The organism is Micromonospora rhizosphaerae (genome assembly GCF_900091465.1).
Classification (GTDB): domain Bacteria; phylum Actinomycetota; class Actinomycetes; order Mycobacteriales; family Micromonosporaceae; genus Micromonospora; species Micromonospora rhizosphaerae.
Genome location: NZ_FMHV01000002.1, coordinates 1,718,500 through 1,735,239 on the forward strand (window position 1 = coordinate 1,718,500; position 16,740 = coordinate 1,735,239).

At 71.7% G+C, this 16,740-nt stretch carries 15 protein-coding genes; 8 read left to right on the forward strand and 7 right to left on the reverse strand.

The window, feature by feature from the left end:
- Positions 1-27: 27 nt before the first annotated feature.
- Complete coding sequence (locus GA0070624_RS08370) at positions 28-867, forward strand: hypothetical protein (RefSeq protein WP_091338524.1); 840 nt, start codon at positions 28-30, stop codon at positions 865-867.
- Between the two features lie 77 nt (positions 868-944).
- Here the strand turns inward: GA0070624_RS08370 and GA0070624_RS08375 are convergent, their stop codons facing one another.
- Positions 945-1,166: an exodeoxyribonuclease VII small subunit gene (locus GA0070624_RS08375; RefSeq protein ID WP_091348388.1), complete on the reverse strand. Its 222-nt coding sequence runs from the start codon at positions 1,164-1,166 to the stop codon at positions 945-947.
- Between the two features lie 64 nt (positions 1,167-1,230).
- Positions 1,231-2,451: an exodeoxyribonuclease VII large subunit gene (xseA, locus tag GA0070624_RS08380; protein ID WP_091338527.1), complete on the reverse strand. Its 1,221-nt coding sequence runs from the start codon at positions 2,449-2,451 to the stop codon at positions 1,231-1,233.
- 370 nt (positions 2,452-2,821) lie between these two features.
- Here xseA and GA0070624_RS08385 point away from each other — a divergent pair, with 370 nt between their 5' ends.
- Complete coding sequence (locus GA0070624_RS08385) at positions 2,822-3,814, forward strand: 4-hydroxy-3-methylbut-2-enyl diphosphate reductase (RefSeq protein ID WP_091338531.1); 993 nt, start codon at positions 2,822-2,824, stop codon at positions 3,812-3,814.
- Between the two features lie 47 nt (positions 3,815-3,861).
- Positions 3,862-4,290: a hypothetical protein gene (locus GA0070624_RS08390; protein ID WP_091338534.1), complete on the forward strand. Its 429-nt coding sequence runs from the start codon at positions 3,862-3,864 to the stop codon at positions 4,288-4,290.
- Positions 4,291-4,438: 148 nt separating this feature from the next.
- Here the strand turns inward: GA0070624_RS08390 and GA0070624_RS08395 are convergent, their stop codons facing one another.
- A complete protein-coding gene (locus tag GA0070624_RS08395; protein ID WP_091338536.1) occupies positions 4,439-7,720 on the reverse strand; it encodes a S8 family serine peptidase in 3,282 nt (1,093 codons plus the stop codon).
- A 250-nt stretch (positions 7,721-7,970) separates the two neighbouring features.
- Entirely contained in the window at positions 7,971-9,155 is a 1,185-nt protein-coding gene (gene rmuC / locus GA0070624_RS08400; RefSeq protein WP_091338539.1) for a DNA recombination protein RmuC, read from the reverse strand.
- 53 nt (positions 9,156-9,208) lie between these two features.
- Between rmuC and GA0070624_RS08405 the strand changes: the two genes are divergently transcribed.
- On the forward strand, positions 9,209-10,018 hold the full coding sequence (locus tag GA0070624_RS08405) for a hypothetical protein (RefSeq protein WP_091338542.1): 810 nt from the start codon (positions 9,209-9,211) through the stop codon (positions 10,016-10,018).
- Between the two features lie 82 nt (positions 10,019-10,100).
- Here GA0070624_RS08405 and ppc read toward each other — a convergent pair whose 3' ends face one another.
- Positions 10,101-12,887, reverse strand: coding sequence for a phosphoenolpyruvate carboxylase (gene ppc, locus GA0070624_RS08410; protein ID WP_091338545.1), 2,787 nt, complete (start codon positions 12,885-12,887; stop codon positions 10,101-10,103).
- Between the two features lie 127 nt (positions 12,888-13,014).
- Positions 13,015-14,076 (reverse strand): ABC-2 transporter permease, encoded by a 1,062-nt coding sequence (locus GA0070624_RS08415; protein ID WP_091338547.1) that lies wholly within the window; start codon positions 14,074-14,076, stop codon positions 13,015-13,017.
- A gap of 79 nt (positions 14,077-14,155) precedes the next feature.
- Here GA0070624_RS08415 and GA0070624_RS33815 point away from each other — a divergent pair, with 79 nt between their 5' ends.
- Genes GA0070624_RS33815 through GA0070624_RS08425 form a run of 3 tightly spaced genes read left to right on the forward strand, consistent with a single transcriptional unit; the run spans position 14,156 to position 15,896 of the window.
- Positions 14,156-14,251: a VOC family protein gene (locus GA0070624_RS33815; protein WP_141714960.1), complete on the forward strand. Its 96-nt coding sequence runs from the start codon at positions 14,156-14,158 to the stop codon at positions 14,249-14,251.
- Positions 14,252-14,284: 33 nt separating this feature from the next.
- A complete protein-coding gene (locus GA0070624_RS08420; protein WP_091338552.1) occupies positions 14,285-15,325 on the forward strand; it encodes a S66 family peptidase in 1,041 nt (346 codons plus the stop codon).
- 1 nt (position 15,326) lies between these two features.
- Entirely contained in the window at positions 15,327-15,896 is a 570-nt protein-coding gene (locus GA0070624_RS08425) for a hypothetical protein (protein WP_091338555.1), read from the forward strand.
- A gap of 91 nt (positions 15,897-15,987) precedes the next feature.
- Here the strand turns inward: GA0070624_RS08425 and GA0070624_RS08430 are convergent, their stop codons facing one another.
- Positions 15,988-16,215, reverse strand: coding sequence for a winged helix-turn-helix domain-containing protein (locus GA0070624_RS08430; protein ID WP_091338558.1), 228 nt, complete (start codon positions 16,213-16,215; stop codon positions 15,988-15,990).
- Between the two features lie 209 nt (positions 16,216-16,424).
- Here GA0070624_RS08430 and GA0070624_RS08435 point away from each other — a divergent pair, with 209 nt between their 5' ends.
- Positions 16,425-16,733, forward strand: coding sequence for a hypothetical protein (locus GA0070624_RS08435; protein WP_091338562.1), 309 nt, complete (start codon positions 16,425-16,427; stop codon positions 16,731-16,733).
- The last annotated feature ends 7 nt before the right edge of the window (positions 16,734-16,740 follow it).

Below are 16,740 nucleotides of genomic sequence, written 5' to 3' on the forward strand. Positions count from 1 at the left end.
CCGGATGACCCACCTGGAGAGATTCACATGACGATTCGACGCTTCAGCGCGGCAGCCTTCGCCGCAGCGCTGCTCACATCTGGTCTGGCCGCCTGCAACAGCACCGGGACCGGCGAGGCGGGGGCCTCCGCGTCCCCGACGGTCTCCGGCAGCGTCGCCCCGGGCTCGCCCGGCACCGGCGACGCCAAGCAGGCCCTGCTGAACTCCACGAACGAGATCCGGAACGGCAACTTCCGGTTCACCATGTCCGGGGCGGGCTCCACCGCCGAGGGACAGGTGCACGAGCCCAGCCAGAGCGCGGAGATGCGGATGACGATCGGTGACCCGTCCTCCGACGTGATGATGAAGCTGGATTTGATCCACTTCAAGCCCGACAGCTGGGTGAAGCTTGAGCTCGGCGGCAGGTCGGCCGGCAGCATCCCGGGCGTGCAGAAGCTCAACCTGGGCAAGTACCAGCACCTGGACCAGACCCGGATCAAGGGCAACCGGTCGCTCGGCTTCGGCTTCGACCAGGTCGACCCGGCCGGCAGCGACGTGCTGACGCAGGGCATCACTGACGTCCGGCAGACCGGCGAGGGCACGTACGCCGGCACGCTCGACGTGTCGAAGGCGGCCGAGGCCGGTTCGATGGACCCCGCAGTGATCACCGCCCTGGGCGGACAGGCGAAGTCCGTGCCGTTCACCGCGAAGCTGGACCCGCAGGGTCGGCTCAGCGAGATGGTGATCCAGGTCCCGGCCGCCGGCCAGAACGCCGCGCAGGACATCAAGATCACCTACTCGGACTACGGCAACGCCACGCCCGCGCAGAAGCCGCCGGCGGACCAGGTCGTCGAGGCGCCGCCGGAGTTCTACAACCTGTTCAAGTGAGCGAAACGAGCAGGTGCGGGGCGGCTCCGGCCGCCCCGCCCGCCGTTTCCCCGGCCCGGCTCGGTGTCCCCCGGCGGTCAGTCCTCGGCGCGCTGGCGGGCGGCGTCGATCCGGGCCCGGGCGCCATCGAGCCAGCGCTGGCAGATCTCGGCCAGTTGCTCGCCGCGCTCCCACAGCGCCAGCGACTCCTCCAGTGAGGTGCCGCCGGCCTCCAACCGCTCGACCACCGACGCCAGCTCGGCACGGGCCTGCTCGTAGCTGAGCCGCTCGTCCGGCCCGGCCTTCATCTCCTCAGTCATCGCCACCATCCCACCACATTCGATTCACGCCACGGACCACCCGGCGGCCGCAGGGTCGGCTGGGTCAGCCATCGACGGTGGCGGCGAGTTCGCCCTCGGCGAGGCGTACCCGGAGCGGATCGCCCTTGGTCACCTCCGACGCGGCGCGCACCACGTGGCCGTCGGCGCGCTGCACGATCGCGTACCCGCGGTCGAGGGTGGCGGCGGGGGAGAGGGCGCGCAGTCGGGCCAGGGTGTGTCGCAGGTCGTCGGCGGCGGCGCCGAGCCGGTGGTCCAGGCAGCGTCCGGTCCGGTCGCGCAGCGCGGTCACCTCGGCCGCCCGTTGGTCGACCATCACCTGCGGACGGGCCAGCACCGGGCGGGAGCGGAGCAGGTCGAGCCGGTGCGACTCCCGGTCGACCAGGTTGCGTACCGCCCGCTCCAACCGGGACCGGGCCTGGCCGATGAGGCGTACCTCCTCGGTCAGGTCGGGCACGATCCGCTTGGCCGCGTCGGTCGGCGTCGAGGCGCGGACGTCGGCGACGTAGTCGACCAGCGGCGCGTCCGTCTCGTGGCCGATCGCGCTGACCACCGGCGTACGACAGGCGAAGACGGCCCGGCAGAGCGCCTCGTCGGAGAACGGGAGCAGGTCCTCGATGCTGCCGCCGCCCCGGGCCAGGATGATCACGTCGATGCTCGGGTCGGCGTCGAGCACCTTCAGCGCGTCGATGATCTGCGGGACCGCGCTCGGCCCCTGCACCGCCACGTTGACCGTGCGGAACTCCACGGCGGGCCAGCGGCGCCGAGCGTTGGTCAGCACGTCCCGTTCGGCGGCCGAGGCGCGGCCGGTGATCAGCCCGATCCGGCCGGGCAGGAACGGTGGCCGACGCTTGCGGGCCCGGTCGAAGAGCCCCTCGGCGGCGAGCAGCTTCTTGAGCTTCTCCAGCCGGGCCAGCAGTTCGCCGAGCCCGACCTGGCGGATCTCGTCGGCGCGCAGGCTCAGCGTGCCCCGGGCGGCGTAGAACTCCGGCTTCGCGTGCAGCACCACCCGGGCGCCCTCGCGCAGCTCCGGCGCGCCGGCGTCGAGCACGTCCCGGTTGGTGGTGACGGTCAGGCTGAGGTCCGCGGACGGGTCGCGCAGGGTGAGGAACACCGTGCTCGCCCCGGGCCGGCGGCTGATCTGCGCGACCTGCCCGTCCACCCAGACCCAGCCGAGCCGCGCGATCCAGGCCCCCACCTTCTGGCTGACCACCCGGACCGGCCACGGCTCCTCGGACGTGCTCCGCCCCACCTCGCCCGTACTCACCCGCCCACCCTACGGCCCCCCGCCCCGGGCCCGCTGATCATGAAGTTATTGCCCTCCTGACGGCGTGTCACAGGCAACAACTTCATGATCAACGAGGGGGGTCAGGCCAGATGCCCCGCCACAGCGCGGCGTACCGACCGCTTCGGCCAGCACCTCGTGCACCTCGGCCAGGACGGCTCCGGCCCGGCCACCAGTTCGATCTCGTCGGGATTCTTCTGGATCACCGTGGCGCGCGTCCTCTCGTACCCGAAAAGGGGGTCTCCCGGTGGCCCCGCGCGCTGCCGGTCCGCCCATTCTGCAGCCCGGTGCCCCGACAGTGGTACGGGTTGCAGGCGCTGCCGCCGGAAAACCGGGCACGTACGATGGGCGGGTGACTCAGGCTGAGACGACTCCCCGGACCGGCAAGCGCGTGCTCCTGGCCAAGCCCCGCGGCTACTGCGCGGGCGTGGACCGGGCGGTGCAGACCGTCGAGGAGGCGCTGAAGCTCTACGGCGCCCCGATCTACGTGCGCAAGCAGATCGTGCACAACCGGCACGTGGTGCAGACGCTGGAGGCCAAGGGCGCGATCTTCGTGGAGGAGAACGAGGAGGTGCCCGAGGGCGCGACAGTCATCTTCTCCGCCCACGGCGTGGCCCCCGAGGTCTACGAGCAGGCCCGGGCCCGCTCGCTGAAGGCGATCGACGCGACCTGCCCGCTGGTCACCAAGGTGCACCAGGAGGCCAAGCGGTTCGCCGCCGAGGACTACGACATCCTGCTGATCGGCCACGAGGGGCACGAGGAGGTCATCGGCACCGCCGGTGAGGCGCCCGCGCACATCCAGCTCGTCGACGGCCCGGAGAGCGTGGACAAGGTCACCGTCCGCGACCCGAACAAGGTCGTCTGGCTCTCCCAGACCACCCTCTCCGTGGACGAGACGCTGGAGACCGTCGCCCGGCTCAAGCAGCGGCTCCCGCTGCTGCAGTCGCCGCCCAGCGACGACATCTGCTACGCCACCTCCAACCGGCAGCACGTGGTCAAGGAGATCGCGCCCGAGTGCGACGTGGTGATCGTCGTCGGCTCGCGGAACTCCTCCAACTCCGTGCGGCTGGTCGAGGTGGCCCTCGACGCCGGGGCCCGCGCCGGGCACCTGGTCGACTTCGCCCACGAGATCGACGACGCCTGGCTGGCCGGCGCCGGCACGGTCGGCGTCACCTCCGGCGCCAGCGTGCCGGACGAGCTGGTGCAGCAGGTGCTCGCGCACCTGGCCGGGCGGGGCTTCACCGACGTCGAGGAGGTCACCACCGCCAATGAGCGGCTGACCTTCTCGCTGCCGCAGGAGCTCAAGCGGGACATGAAGGCCGCCGCGGCGGCCGCGCGCGGCTGAGCGGCCTGGTGGGAACGGGCCGCCGCCGTCGTACGTCTGAGACCGGTATGAGGACCATTCGGCTCGCCGCCTCCGCCCTGATTGTCTGTGCGGCGCTGAGCGCCTGCGGCGGCCAGGGTGCTTCGGACGGCGCCGCGACCCCGACGGGAGCTGCCCCGGTGACCAGCCAACCGAGCCCGGACCCGACCGCGAGCGACCCGGTCAACCCGGTCGACCCGATGCCGACCGCGCCGCCGAAGGGCACCGCCGGGCCGATCAAGCCGCCCCCGGCCGGCGCCACCACGCTCACCGGCACCATTCAGGCCGGGGTGGAGCCGAACTGCCTGCTGCTCGACGGGAACCTGCTGCTCGGTGGCCCGCGGGACGTGCTCAGGCCCGGTGCCCGGGTCATCGTCACCGGTCGCTCGCAGCCGGACTTGATGACCACCTGCCAGCAGGGCACCCCGTTCGTGGTGGAGACCGCAAGACCGGCGTGAGTGGCGGCGGCGGTACCGCGCAACAACCCGGCCGCAGCGTCCACATTGCGCCGGCGGGTCGGCGGCCATGCCCGGCCGACCGGAAGTCAGACGGACAGGAGCCCGCCCCCGTGAACCGGGGACGGGCTCCTGCCGTTTCAGCGGTTGATCAGTTGACCGCGCCGACCGAGACGTTGCCGCGACCGACGGTCGCGCCCTCGTCGGTCACCACGAGCAGCTCACCGAAGAGCTGGCGACCCGCCGCCGGAGCGGCGTCCGCGGTGACGGAACCGGTGATGGTGCCGGTGCCGCCGTTGGCCAGCGTCAGCGTGGTGGACGGCGCCGAGACCGAGCCCAGCGACGCGGAGTAGAAGACGTCGCGGTAGTCGAACTCGGTGGTGCCAGCCGGAACCGAGTAGCCGTCGATCTCGATGGTGTAGACGCCGGCCGCCGGGTTTGCCAGCGAGACCGCCTCCTCCGAGTCGCCGTCCGCGGAGCGGCCGACCTCGGTGGTGCCGCGGCGCACGTACAGGTCCAGGTCGGCGCCGAGGTCACTGGTCTTGCCGATCGCGACGTCGAGCCTGGTGGCGCCCTCGGGCACCGTCACCTCGTAGGTGAGCACCTCGTGGTTGGCGATGGTGGGGCGCTTGACCGCCGCGCTGCCCAGCGGGCCACCCTTGCCCGACACGGTGACCGGACCGAACTCGTTGGTCACCGTCCAGGTCACCGGGGTGGCCTGACCCGCGGTGACGCTCGGCAGTTCGACGACGGCCGGCTCCACCTTGACACCCTGGACGCGGGCGGTCAGCTGGAACGGGTTGTCGAGCAGCGGCGAGGTGCGCCGCGACTCGACCTCGATCTCCCAGACGCCCGGCATCGGGTTCTGGTAGTCCCGCTCCTCCGGCTTGCAGGTCGCCGGGTTGGAGAAGTTGGTGAAGCAGCCCAGGCTGGAGGTGCTCTCCACCGGGACGCCGTACGGGTTGAAGGCGATGAACCGGGTCTGCGACCCCGCCGCGACGCCCGACAGATTCACCTGCAGAGCCGACGCGCCAGCCGGAACGTTCACGAAGTAGGACGTGAACGAGTTGCGCTGGACCGATCCCTCCGTCGAGAACGCGTAATCCGGCTTCTCGACCGTGCTGGAGGCGACGATGACGGTGGACACCTCGAAGTCGATCACCGAGGTCGCCGGGTCGTCGATCGTCATGATGGCGCCGTGCGCGCCGGCCGAGGTCGGCTTGGCGGTGACCTCCACCGAGACGGTCTTGTTCAGCGGCAGCACGACCTGCGCCGGAGCGCTGAACGTGCCGTCGTTGCCCCGCAGCGTGATGGCGTGGGTGATCGCCGTCGCAGGCCCGCTCTTACGGGTCAGCTGGACCGTGTAGGTCTTCGACTCGCCAACCTTCTGCCCGCCCTTGTCCGCGCCACAGCGGTTGTAGAGCCCGGTGCCCCGGTCGGCCGTGGCCAGGTAACCGGAGAGCTCGGTGCAGACCGGCGCGACCGAGGTGTAGTCGCGGGTCTTGACGTCCTGGTCGAGCAGCTTCCAGGCGCCCGGCACGTCGAACATGCCATAGCCCTGGCCGTAGGTCGGCACGCCCTCGATCGGCTTCGCCGAGGTGTGGATCGCCCGGCGCAGGGCGGCCGGCGTGATACCCACGTCCTTGGCCTTGGCGGCCGAGAGCAGCAGCGCGGCGGCGCCGGTGGCCTGCGGTGCGGCCATCGAGGTGCCGTTGAACATCCCGTAGCCCGCCGGCAGCGAGTAGCCCGCCTCGGCGGCCGGGCTGCCGGCCTGCCACATCGGGATGCTGGAGATGGCCGAGCCCGGTGCGGAGATGCTGGGCTTCAGTCCGCCGTCCTCGCGGGGACCACGGGAGGAGAAGTTGAACAGGTTGTTCGCCTTCGACACCTCGGAGCCGTAGTTGGCGAGCCACGTCTCCTTGCTGACGCTCGCCGCGACGCTCACCACGTCGGTGGCGACGGACGGGTCACCCACGGTGTTCAGGCCGGGACCGGAGTTGCCGGCCGAGATGAACATCTGGACGCCGTAGTCGTTGATCAGCCGGTCGTAAAGGCGCGCCCGGGCGTTGTTGGCGTCGTTGAGGGCCGGCAGGCCGCCGATCGACATGTTGATCACGTCGACCTTGCGGTTGACCACCAGGTCCACCATGCCGTCGGTCAGCGCCGCGGCGGTGCAGCCGCCGTTGAACGCGCAGGCGCGGGAGGAGACCAGCTTGGCGCCGGGAGCGGCACCGTCGAAGTTGGAGTTGCCGAGCAGGTCGTTGGCGGCGGTGATGCCGGCGACGTGCGAGCCGTGCGCGCCCGCGACGATGCCGATGTTTACGAAGTCGGCCTTCTGCCCGACGTACGCGCCACCGTACGGGCTCAGGTCGACGTCCTCGCGGTACTCGACCACGAACGCCATCTGCTCGCGCACGCCGGTGTCCGGGTTGTCCTTGCCGAAGTGGCCGACCTGGAACTTCTCGCCGTACGGCCGCATCACCGGGTCGTCGGTGAAGTCACGGTTCTGGTTGGCGTCGACCCGGATGTCGTGACTGTTCGGGTCGTAGAGGATGCCGAAGACGTCGGTCTTGTCGCCGTCCCGATTGACGTCGCCGGCCACCTCGGGCGGGTTGCCGCCGTCCGTGGTGGACTCGGAGAAGCGGTTGACCAGCCAGCTGCCCTTCGGCGCGGTCCAGGTGCCGTTCGCGTAGCTGAACGTGGGTCCGCTCACCTTGGTCAGCATGGCGCGCCAGCTGCCGTCACCGTCGTAGATCGGGTCGGTGGCGGTGACCCAGTCGACGATCTTGCGCTCGCCGGTCGTGGTCTTCTGCAGGGCGGGGTGGTCCAGGTCGATGCCGGTGTCCATGATGCCGATGGTCACGCCGCGGCCGTCCCACTCGGGGTGGGCTTCCTTGAAGGCGACCGCGCCGGTCTCGTTGGTCGGCATGTAGGCGTTCGCTGCCGGGGTGTCCGCGCCGGGGCCGGCCACGGTTGCCGTCGCGTCGGCGCCCGCGGCGGACTGCGGCCGCGGATCGGGAATGGTGAGCGTCTCGTTGAGGTCGACGGCGATGATGCCGGGCAGCTTCGCCGCCTTGACCACTGCGCTGGTGGGGACGCTGACCCGGACGTAGCCCACCTCGTCGAACTGCTTGACGACCTTGCCGCCCAGCTTCTTCAGGCTCGCGGCGACGGCGTGCGCCTGGCCCTTCTCGGTCGCGACGATGAGCGTGACGTTCGTCTCGCCCGCGGCTTTGGCCTTGGCGAGCAGTTCCATGTCGTGCGAACCCAGCGTGTCGGCGGGGGTGGTCTTGAGCCGCTGGGCGTCGGATACCGGTTGTGCGTTCGCGGTTGCGGTGCCGCCGGTGGCGAACCAGAAGGCGCCGGTGGCGGTCAGGGCCGAGGTCAGCAGCACCGCCGAGGCGCGCAGACTCCGGCTGGGGGGTTTGCTCACGATCTCTGTCCTCCGTGGGGAGAGCAAGGGGTGCCCTGGACGTGCCGGGGGCGCATGTGACGGGATCTTTCGGGTCGCACGCGCCGCTGTCACTACTCCAGCGATCGTTTGTGACCGGGTCGTGACGTAGACGACCGGCCCCGTAACAATGGCCCAGATAGTTGCGCGACGGCAATAGAGCTCAGTCGAAACCGCCTGTCGATCGTCTACTTCCGACCCGTCCTATCGGCTGATAAGGACGTCGATTGCGTCAAGCCGGACGATCATGGCGGAACTCCGAAAGTGCTGGAGATAAGGCATCTCCGGTCAGCTCGGGCGCCTGCGGCTGTCTCGGCGCCAGCTCCACCTGGGCCGGCGTCACCAGCTCCTGGTCGGAGACGCCGAGCTCGGCCAGCTTGCGCGCGCTGACCAGCACCCGCGCCTCCAGCGAACCGACCGCCCGGTTGTACGCCGTCACCGCCCCGCCGAGCGAGGCGCCCAGCTTGCCGACGTGGTCGCCGAGAGTGGACAGTCGCCCGTACAGCTCGCGGGCCAGCGAGTGCACCGCGACCGCGTTGCGGGCCAGCACCTCCTGCCGCCACGAGTAGGCGACCGTGCGCAGCAGCGCCACCAGGGTGGCCGGCGTCGCCAGCACCACGTTGCGGGCGAACGCGTGCTCCAGCAGCGCCGGGTCCCGCTGCAGCGCCACGTCGAGGAAGGGGTCGGCCGGCACGAAGAGCACCACGAACTCCGGCGCCGAGTCGAAGGCCGCCCAGTAGGACTTGGCGGCCAGCGCGTCCACGTGCGCCCGCAGGTGCTTCGCGTGCGCGTCGAGGTGGCTGTCTCGACCGCGCTCGTCGCGCGCCTCCATCGCGGTCAGGTACGCGTCGAAGGGCGCCTTGGCGTCGACCACCACCGTGCGCCCGCCGTGCAGCCGGACCACCAGGTCGGGGCGTACCCCCTGGTGGTCGGTGGCGGCGGTGACCTGCTCGTTGAAGTCGCAGTGCTCCAGCATGCCGGCGGCCTCGACGATCCGGCGGAGCTGGTGCTCGCCCCACCGGCCGCGCACCTGCGGCGCGCGCAGCGCGGCCACCAGCTGCTTGGTCTCGGTGCGCAGCTCGCCGGAGACCGTGCTCATGGCCCGGACCTGCTCCCGCAGCTCGGCGTACGCGTCGACCCGGTCGCGCTCCAGCTCGGCCACCCGCTGCTCGTAGCGGCGCAGGGTGTCGTGCAGCGGAGCCACCGCCCGGGCCACCGCCTCCTGCGACTGGGCGGTCGCCTCGTAGCTCAGCGCCCGCATCGACTGCTCCAGCCGCCCCTCGCCCTCCCGGGTGGCCTGCAGCGTCGCCTCCAGCCGGGCGATCTCGGCCGCCGAGCGGGACCGGGCGGCGAGCCAGCCCAGTGCGCCGCCCGCGGCGAGACAGACGACCACCACGGCCAGCGTCGAGAAGCTCATCACCGCAGCTTGCCAAATGGGTGCGACGTGACCCGGGTGGGTACCGTCGAGTCATGGAAATTGCGCTCTGGCTCGTCCTGGTGCTGATGCTCGGAGGTGTGTACGTGTTCTGGCGGTGGGGGAGCAGGTCGCGGAAGGCCACCGAGCTGGCCGACGCCCGCGCGGAGGCGCAGCGCTGGTACGAGCGCCTCGGTGGGCAGCTGATGAACCTGCACGGCGACGCGCCGGCGGTGCGCCAGGCGCTGGCCGACGCCGGTGAGCGCTACAACGCGGCCGGCTCCCAGCTGGAGCAGGCCCGCACCCCGCACCAGTTCGCGCTGGCCCGGGAGACCGCGCTGGAGGGGCTGGCCTACATCCGGGCCGCCCGCACCGCGATGGGCATCGACCCCGGCCCCGAGCTGCCGCCGCTGGCCGCCGCCCGGGGCGCCGGCATGCTCACCAAGGAGCGCGAGGTCAACGTCCAGGGGCAGACCTACCGGGCCGGCCCGCAGCCGGGCGACCGGACGCCCTACTACTACCCCGGCGGCAACTGGCAGGGCCGACCGGTCCCGGCCGGCTGGTACTCGACCCCGTGGTGGAAGACCGCGCTCGGCGCCGGGGCCGGGGTCCTCGGCGGCATGCTGATCGCCGACGCGCTCTTCTCGCCCGCCTTCGCCGACCCGGGCTACGGCTACGAGGCCGGCTACCAGGAGGGCTTCCAGGACGGCGCCGACTACGGCGACAACAACGACGGCGGCGACTTCGGCGGGGACCAGGGCGCCGACTTCTCCGGCGGCGGTGACTACGGCGGCGGTGACTTCGGCGGCGACTTCGGTGGGGGCGATTTCGGCGGCGGGGACTTCGGCGGCGGCGGCGACTGGTGACGCCGGTCCGCGCCCGGCGCAGGCGTTAGGAGGGGCCCCTTGTTACGCGAAATGCGATGACAAGGGGCCCCTTCCTTACCGCTCAGCCGGTGTTGCGCATGCCGGCGGCGATGCCGTTGACGGTGGTGAGGAGCGCCCGCTCCAAAGCCGTACCGTCGCTGGGAGCGCGGCGGCCACCCGGCGCGGTCGCCACCGCCCGACCCGCGGCGCCGGACTCCCGGTACTGGCGCAGCAGCGCCACCTGGAGGTGGTGCAGCGGCTCCAGGTAGGTGTCCCGCACCGCCAGGGTGCGCTGGAGCACCGGCGAGTTCTCCAGTAGGGCGGGGGAGCCGGTGACCGCCAGCACCTCCTGCTTGGTCAGCTCGTACTCCTGCTGGATCTTGTCGAAGATCGGGTGCAGCTTCTTCGGGACCAGGGTCTCCACGTAGCGACGGGCGATGTTCAGGTCCGTCTTGGTCAGCATCATCTCGACGTTCGACAGGAACGTGCGGAAGAAGTGCCAGTTGCGGTGCATCTCGGCGAGCACGTCCTCCAGCCCGGCCGCCCGGGCGGCGGCCAGCCCGGAGCCCACCCCGAACCAGCCCGGCACGATCTGCCGGGTCTGCGTCCAGCCGAACACCCATGGAATGGCCCGCAGGCCGGCCAGCCCGGCCCCGGTGTTCGGCCGCTTCGCCGGCCGGGAGCCGATGTTCAGCGCGCCGAGCAGCTCGGTCGGGGTGGAGGCCCAGAAGTACGCGGGCAGGTCCGGATCCTCGACCAGCGACCGGTACGACCGGAACGCTGCCTCGGAGATCAGTTCCATCGTGGCGTTCCAGCGTTCCAGCATCTCGGCCGGCTGCCGGGGCGCGGTGTGCAGCAGCGTCGCCTGGAGCACCGCGGCCACGGTCAGCTCGAGGTTCTCCCGGGCCAGCGCGGGCAGGGTGTACTTGTCGGAGATGACCTCGCCCTGCTCGGTGACCTTGATCGCGCCGTCCAGGGTGCCGTACGGCTGGGCCAGGATCGCGTCGTGCGTGGGACCGCCGCCGCGCCCCACCGTGCCGCCCCGGCCGTGGAAGAGCCGCAGGTGCACGCCGTGCCGGGCGGCCACGTCGCGCAGCGCCCGCTGCGCCCGGTGGATCGACCACTGGCTGGTGGTGATGCCGGCCTCCTTGTTGGAGTCGGAGTAACCCAGCATCACCTCCTGCACGTCCCCCCGGGCCGTCACCAGCGCCCGGTACGCGGGCAGCGACAGCAGCTCGTCCAGCAGCTCCCCGCCGGCGTTCAGCTCGGCCGGGGTCTCCAGCAGCGGCACGAACCCGATCCGGGCCCGGCCGCTGTGCACGTCGATCAGGCCGGCCTCCCGGGCCAGCACCACCGCGGCGAGGACGTCGTCCACGCCGAGGGTCATCGAGATGATGTACGACTCGATCACCTCGACGCCGAACCGGTCCTGCGCCTCGCGGATCGTGGCGAACACGTCGAACGTCTTCCGCGCGTTCTCGGTCAGCGGCGTGTCCAGCGTGGAGAGCGGCCGGCGGCCGGCCAGCTCGTCGGCGAGGAGCTTGGTCCGCTCCAGCCGGGTCAGCGACGGGTAGTCCGACACCTCGCCGACGGCGGCGTAGAGCTGGGCGAGCACCGCGTGGTGCGCCTCGGCGTGCTCGCGTACGTCCATGGTCGCCAGGTGCAGGCCGAACGCGGAGACCGTACGGATGGTGGAGGCGAGCCGGCCGACGGCGGTGAGCTGCCCGGAGTTGCGGGCCAGCGAGGCGCGCAGCAGCTCCAGGTCGGCGATCAGCTCCGCCGAGCCGCGGTAGTCCCGCCCCGGCACGTGCGCGGTGCCCTGACGCAGCCGCTGCCGGGTGTTGGCCAGCTTGGCCTTCACGCAGCGGGCCTTGAGCCGGTACGGCTCCTCGGCGTTGACCCGCCGGAACCGGGGCGCCACCTCGGGCAGCGCGTCGAGGTCGGCGGCGAGGCTGGCGGAGAGGTCCAGCGATACCGCGCGCAGCCGCCGGGAGACGGAGACCTCGTTGATCAGGTGGTCCATCGCCTTTTCGGTGGCGGAGATGCCGTGCTCGTGCTGAATATGGAGCACCTCGCGGGTGACCGCCGGGGTGACGAACGGGTTGCCGTCCCGGTCGCCGCCGATCCAGGTGCCGAAGGTGAGCGGCCGGGCGGTCGGGGAGGTCTCCACGCCGAGGGTGCGCAGCGTGTCGGCGAGATCGTCGAGGACCTGCGGGGCGGCCTCGGAGTACAAATCCCGCAGGTAGTAGATGGCGTTGCGGGCCTCGTCGGTCGGATCCGGCCGGTCCAGCCGCAGCTCGTCGGTCTGCCACATCAGGTCCAGCAGCTCGGCCAGGCGCCGGTTCGCCGGCCCCTCGTCGCTGGCGCCGTAGAGGATGGCGTTGGTGGTCTCGGCGTCCAATTCGTCGGCGATCGCCCGGAGCTTGGAGAGGATCGATCGCCGGGCCGCCTCGGTGGGGTGCGCGGTGAAGACCGGGCGTACCGCGAGCCGGCGGGCCACCCCCGCGATCTCCTCGGCCGGCACTCCACGCTCGGCGATCATCCTGGCCGCCTGGTCCAGCCAGCCGCCGTGGATCGCCCGGCGGCGGCGCAGGTCTCGGGCCCGGTGCACCTGTTCGGTGATGTTGGCCAGGTGGAAGTAGGTGGAGAAGGCCCGGGCCAGCTTGGTACCGGTGGTCACGTCGAGCCCGCCGAGCCGCTGCGCGGCGGCCGGGGCATCGGAGCGGACCTGGGCTCGGATCTCCTCGACCAGGTCGAGCAGCGGTCGGCCCTCCTGCCGGGCGAGGGTCTGCCCGAGCAGCCTGCCAAGGCGGCGGATGTCGGCCCGCAGCGCGGCGTCCGGGCCGTCGTGGTCGTGCTGGTCGGTCACGGTGCGCTCCTTACGTGAGTACGAAGGACAGCGCTGTCCGACTCTCTGGATCGTATCCGCGCTGCCCCCCGGGTAAGGAGGGGCCCCGCGTGATCCCCTTCCAGGGCGCGGGCCCCCGACGGTCGGCTCATCTGTCCGAGAGGGCCGGGGCGGGCGGCTCCGGACGGTCGGCGGCGGCGCGGGTGGCGCGGACGGACCGCCGGTGGCCTTGGAAGATCGTGGCGGTGACCAGGCCGAGCACCCCGAGCAGCGTCCAGAGGGCGAGACCGGTCACCGTCCAGCCCATCGACCGACGGTCGAAGTAGACCGCCGACTTGATCAGATCGGTGGCCAGCCCGGGCACGTTCCAGCGGTGCATCCCGCGCAGCCAGTCCGGGAGGAACTCGGGGGCGTAGATGCCGCCGGAGCCGGGGTTGCCGAGCACCACCAGCAGCAGGATCACGATGCCGGTGCCGAGCAGGCCGAGCCAGGCCTGCACGGCGGAGGCCACCATCGCGGCGGAGAAGACGGTCAGCGCGCCGACCGCGGCGACGGCCGGCACGTCGTGGTGCCAGACGTCCAGCACCGGGCCGACGATCGTCGCGCCGACGATCCCGAGCACGATCGAGTGGACCGCGAACGCGGCGATCCGCAGCCCGGCCCGGGGCAGGCTCACCGGGGCGGTGCCAGTCTTCAGCCCGAGGGCGGTGGAGGCGAGGTAGCCGCCGAGCACGTAGCCGACCACCAGGTAGAACGGCACCAGCCCGCGGGGGTCGCTCCGCGCGACCGGCACCTCGTCGGTGACCTGAAGGGGCAGGTCGGCCTGCTGCGCGGCCTGGGTCAGCACCTGGGCGACCACGTCCGTGGCGGCCGGCGCCGCGGCGCTGGCGGTGGTGAGGCGCAACCCGCCGTCCGGTCGGGAGGCGAGCACCCCGTACACCTCGCGGGCGGTCAGGCCGTCGTCGGCGGCCTGCGGGTTGTCGTACTCGATGGGTTCGATCTTGTCGGTCCGCGCGCGCAGGGCGGTCATCACCGCCTGCGCGCGCTGGTCGCCGAGGACCACCCCGACCGGTACGTCGCGCGGGGTGGGCTGGTGCAGCGCGCCCACGTAGGCCGCGATGAACGCGGTGGCCAGGACCAGCGTGCCGACGAGCAGCGCTGCGGTACGCGGCAGCCAGTCGCGCACCGCGAGCTGCGCCTCGTCGTCCACGTGGCCAGCCTAGGGCGGCGATTCGCCCCGGTTGTGGGGTTTCGCCGCCCTCCGCTCGTGGCGGTGCCACGCTGGCAGCATGGCGCGCGAAGGCCCGCCGATCCCGACCGAGGGCATCCGCTGCTACCTGCGCGACCCGGACGGGCACCTGATCGAGGTCGGCCAGACCGTCTGAAAACCCGTTGGCCCCGCCCGATAGCTTCGGATCATGACGCCGCTGAACTATCCCGCCAAGCCGCGGCCGGGCGACCGGGTGGCCGTGGTCTCTCCCTCCGCCGGACTGCCGGGTCTCTTCCCCCACGTTTATGAGCTGGGGCTGCGCCGGCTGCGCGAGGAGTTCGGCCTGGAGCCGGTGGAGTACCCGACCACCCGGGTGATGGGCGCGGACCCGCGGGACCGGGCGCGGGACCTGACCGCCGCGTTCGCCGACCCGACGATCACCGCGGTGCTGGCCACGGTCGGCGGGGACGACCTGATCACGGTCACCCCGCACCTGGACGACGAGGTGCTGCGAGCGAACCCGAAGCCGTACTTCGGCTACTCGGACAACACCAATGTCCTCAACCACCTGTACCGGCTGGGCATGGTGGCGTACCACGGCGGATCGGTGCTGGTGCATCTCGGCCGCCCCGGGAAGCCGCACCCACTGACCTTCGATTCGCTGCGCGCCGCCCTCTTCACCTCCGGCTGGTACGACCTGACCCCCGCCGAGGAATGGGGTGACCAGCCGAACGACTGGCGGGACCCGTCCACCCTGGCCCACGAGCCGGTGATGTTCCCCGGCGAGGGCTGGCGCTGGCAGGGTCCGGCGAGGGTGGTGCAGGGGCGTACCTGGGGCGGCAACCTGGAGATCTTGCACTGGCTGATGGCCGCCGACCGGGTCGGTGCGGTGTCGGACCACGCGGGTGAGGTGCTGATCATCGAGACCTCGGAGGAGCTGCCCTCGGCCACCGAGGTCTTCCGCATCCTGCGCAACATGGGGGAGCGCGGCCTGCTCGCCGGCCTTCCGGCGGTGCTCGTCGGCCGGGCGAAGGCGTGGGAGTTCGACCGCCCGCACACGCTCGACCAGCGGCGGGAGTGGGCCGACGCGCAGCGGGACGCGGTGACCCGGGCGCTGGCCGCCTACAACCCCGACGCCGTGGTGGTCTTCGACGTCGACCTCGGCCACACCGACCCGCAGTTGATCATCCCGTACGGCGGCGAGATCCGCGTCGACGCCGTCGAGCGTCGCATCTCGGTGCGGTACTGACATGAGCAACTCGCGGGCGTACCCGGTCCTGCGTACGCCGGATGTCGGCCGGGCGCTGCACGCCGTCGGCCACCTGCTGAGCGTGGCCGACCTGCGAGACACGGAGGTGCAGCTCTGGGCGCGCACAGGCCGGCACTCGGGCCTGCCGCGCTACCTCGACGCGTACGGCCACTGGCTGCGGGCCGACGGCGACGACCGGATGTTTGTGGACGTGGCGTGCGAGAAGGAGACCGGTCCACAGGACCCGGCGGATCCGCTGGTCGACGTCGAGGTGCTGGTGTGCGGCCTCGGCCTGGTGGAGGGGCGGTTGGCGGAGACCGTCGGGCCCGACCAGGCGCGGCTGGATTGGTGGCACTACGCCTGGCCGGCCGTGCCGTGCCGGGACCTGGGCCGGCAGGCAAAGCACGCGTACGTCCAGCTGGTGCTCAACGCCACGGACATCTGGGCCACCGAGCCCGCCGATGGGCACACCGTCTTCGTGCACGTCGGCGCCGGCGAGCGGGAGCGGGCGGAGTGGCTGGCGGCGGTGGCCGGCGGGGCGCTGCTCGGCCCGGAGCAGTTCGGCTGGTGAGCGAGTCCGCCGCTCAGTGGTACGCCATGGGTGTCACCTGGGCCAGTTGACACCCATGGCGTTCCACCGACACGTGCCGAGGCAGTGAGTGTTAATGGGGATCCTGAGCCCGTACAAAGACGCCGGCGCCCGGCGCGCCTTCGACGAGGCCCCGTGCCTTGAGCCAGTCGATGGCGGAACGCACCACCTGACGGGACACGTCGAACTCAGCGCAGAGTTCGGTACCGGAGGGCAGCTTCGCGCCAGGCGGGTATTCACCTGACTCGATGCGCTGGGTCAGGGTGTCGATGAGACGTTGCTTCTTGGTGTACGCAGGCATGGGCTGACTTCCGTGGCAGGTACGCCCATGTGATCACGGGTGGAGGCGGAGCGTCAATGAAATGTGGTGGCAGGTATTGACCTGGCATGACAGGTAGTCGTAGGTTGCAGCGGGGTGGCCGTGGCAGGTCCCCTCAACTCAACACGGCGGCCCGGGGGTGGAGGTGGCACTCCGCTCCCCGGGCCTTGACCGGGAAAGGACCCCGGCCCATGAGCAACCTACCGAATTCGGTCCATCCGCCCTGGTGTCCACAGGGCCCCGCCTGCGCCGGTCCGAATGATCTGCACCTGTCCCGCCTCATCGGCACGGCCGTCCGCGGCGACGAGGTGATCCAGGCCAGGATCGGCCTGTGGCGGATGGACGTGGGTCCGACCCCGCCATCCGGCCTGTTGCTGGAACTCTCCGCCGGCTGTGACGTCGAACGCTGGCCGATCGACCTGGCCCAGTCCCGGTCCCTGGCCCATCTGTCCCGCCGGTTGGTGCGCCAGCTCGGCCCGGGGTCGGTTCGGGCCGCCTGAGTGCTCC

What these genes read in the sequence shown, in the direction of transcription:
- GA0070624_RS08370 (WP_091338524.1), top strand. Translation starts at nt 28, where the DNA reads ATGACGATTCGACGCTTCAGCGCGGCAGCCTTCGCCGCAGCGCTGCTC.
- GA0070624_RS08375 (WP_091348388.1), bottom strand. Translation starts at nt 1,166, where the DNA reads ATGACTGAGGAGATGAAGGCCGGGCCGGACGAGCGGCTCAGCTACGAG.
- GA0070624_RS08390 (WP_091338534.1), top strand. Translation starts at nt 3,862, where the DNA reads ATGAGGACCATTCGGCTCGCCGCCTCCGCCCTGATTGTCTGTGCGGCG.
- rmuC (WP_091338539.1), bottom strand. Translation starts at nt 9,155, where the DNA reads ATGAGCTTCTCGACGCTGGCCGTGGTGGTCGTCTGTCTCGCCGCGGGC.
- GA0070624_RS08405 (WP_091338542.1), top strand. Translation starts at nt 9,209, where the DNA reads ATGGAAATTGCGCTCTGGCTCGTCCTGGTGCTGATGCTCGGAGGTGTG.
- GA0070624_RS33815 (WP_141714960.1), top strand. Translation starts at nt 14,156, where the DNA reads ATGGCGCGCGAAGGCCCGCCGATCCCGACCGAGGGCATCCGCTGCTAC.
- GA0070624_RS08420 (WP_091338552.1), top strand. Translation starts at nt 14,285, where the DNA reads ATGACGCCGCTGAACTATCCCGCCAAGCCGCGGCCGGGCGACCGGGTG.
- GA0070624_RS08425 (WP_091338555.1), top strand. Translation starts at nt 15,327, where the DNA reads ATGAGCAACTCGCGGGCGTACCCGGTCCTGCGTACGCCGGATGTCGGC.
- GA0070624_RS08430 (WP_091338558.1), bottom strand. Translation starts at nt 16,215, where the DNA reads ATGCCTGCGTACACCAAGAAGCAACGTCTCATCGACACCCTGACCCAG.
- GA0070624_RS08435 (WP_091338562.1), top strand. Translation starts at nt 16,425, where the DNA reads ATGAGCAACCTACCGAATTCGGTCCATCCGCCCTGGTGTCCACAGGGC.